This is a genomic window from Chthonobacter rhizosphaerae (genome assembly GCF_013839525.1).
Taxonomy (GTDB): domain Bacteria; phylum Pseudomonadota; class Alphaproteobacteria; order Rhizobiales; family Pleomorphomonadaceae; genus Chthonobacter; species Chthonobacter rhizosphaerae.
In genome coordinates, this window is sequence record NZ_JACDIS010000034.1 from 1 (window position 1) to 1,972 (window position 1,972).

Sequence of the window (1,972 nt, forward strand, 5' to 3'; positions counted from 1 at the left end):
TCCACGGTGCCGGTCGGCACCGGCGACGAGGTGGAGCGAATCATCCGCGAGGCCAATCCGCGCGCCGACGTGGCGGTGGTGTCGAACCCGGAGTTCCTGCGCGAGGGCGCGGCCATCGACGACTTCAAGCGGCCGGACCGGATCGTGGTGGGCCTCGAGGACGAGCGCGCCCGGGACGTGATGACGGAGGTCTACCGGCCGCTCTACCTCAACCAGGCGCCGCTCCTCTTCACCAGCCGGCGCACGTCGGAGCTGATCAAGTACGCCGCCAACGCCTTCCTGGCCATGAAGATCACCTTCATCAACGAGATGGCGGATCTCTGCGAGAAGGTGGGCGCGAACGTCCAGGAGGTCGCCCGCGGCATCGGCCTCGACAACCGGATCGGGTCGAAGTTCCTGCACGCCGGCCCGGGCTACGGCGGCTCGTGCTTTCCGAAGGACACGCTGGCGCTCGTGAAGACCGCGCAGGACTACGACAGCCCGGTGCGGCTGATCGAGGCCACGGTGGCGATCAACGACAACCGCAAGCGCGCCATGGCCCGCAAGGTGGTGGCGGCCGTCGGCGGCGACGTGCGCGGCAAGACGATCGCGGTGCTGGGGCTGACGTTCAAGCCGAACACGGACGACATGCGCGACGCGCCGTCGCTGTCCATCATCCAGGCCCTGCAGGACGGCGGCGCGCATATCCGCGCCTTCGACCCGGAGGGCATGGAGGCCTCGCGCTCGCTCCTGGAGCGGGTGGACTACGGCAAGGACGCCTATGACGCGGCGACCGGAGCCGACGCGCTGGTGGTCGTGACGGAGTGGAACGCGTTCCGGGCGCTCGATTTCGCGCGCCTGAAGACGCTGATGAAGGCGCCCGTGCTCGTGGACCTGCGAAACGTGTACAGGCGCGATGAGATCGCCCGGCACGGGTTCCGCTACACGAGCGTGGGGCGGCCGAAGGACGACGTACTGACCTGAGGAGACAAGGACGCCAGATGCGGTATCTCGTGACCGGCACGGCCGGCTTCATCGGTTTCCATCTGGCGCGCCGCCTGCTGGCGGACGGCCACGTGGTGGTCGGCTACGACGGCATGACGCCCTACTACGACGTGCGGCTGAAGGAGCGCCGGGCGGCCATCCTGTCCGGTTCGAACGGCTACACGGGCGTGACGGCCATGCTGGAGGACGCGGACGCCCTGGCGCAGGCCGCCGAGATCGCGCCGCCGGACGTGATCATCCACCTCGCCGCCCAGGCGGGCGTGCGCTACAGCCTGGAGAACCCGGCCGCCTACGTGTCGGCCAACCTGGTCGGGTCGTTCAACGTGCTGGAACTCGCCCGCCGGGTGCAGCCGAAGCACCTGCTGCTGGCGTCGACCAGTTCGGTGTACGGGGCGAACGAGTCGATCCCGTTCCGGGAGACCGACCATACGGACGAACCGATGACGCTCTACGCGGCGTCGAAGAAGTCCATGGAGGTGATGGCGCACTCCTACGCCCACCTGTTCCAGGTGCCGACCACGGCCTTCCGCTTCTTCACGGTCTACGGGCCGTGGGGACGGCCGGACATGGCGCTGTTCAAGTTCGTGGACGCGATCGCCAAGGGCGAGCCGCTGCCGATCTACGGCGAAGGGCGCATGCAGCGCGACTTCACCTACGTGGACGACATCGTGGAGGGCATCGTGCGGCTCGCGGCGCTGCCGCCCGCGGAGGCGAACCGGGTGGCCGAGCCGGAGGGCCTGGACACGCTGAGCCGGATCGCGCCGTTCCGGGTGGTCAACATCGCCGGCGGGGCGCCGGTGGGGCTGATGGACTTCGTCGCCTGCATCGAGGCGGAGATGGGCCGGCGCGCGGAGCGGCTGATGCTGCCCATGCAGCCCGGCGACGTGCCGCGCACCTTCGCGAGCGCCGACCTCCTGCAGGCCCTCACCGGCTTCACGCCGAAGACGCCGCTCGCCGACGGCGTGCGCGCCTTCGTGGCCTGGTACCG

The 1,972-nt window shown here is 69.7% G+C and carries 2 protein-coding genes; both read left to right on the forward strand.

The features are described from left to right. Positions 1-963 (forward strand): UDP-glucose dehydrogenase family protein (locus tag HND91_RS22380; RefSeq protein ID WP_181708828.1); only part of this gene is annotated, 963 nt, incomplete at its 5' end. Positions 964-980: 17 nt separating this feature from the next. After that, a partial coding sequence (locus HND91_RS22385) for an NAD-dependent epimerase/dehydratase family protein (protein WP_181708829.1) occupies positions 981-1,972 on the forward strand: 992 nt, incomplete at its 3' end.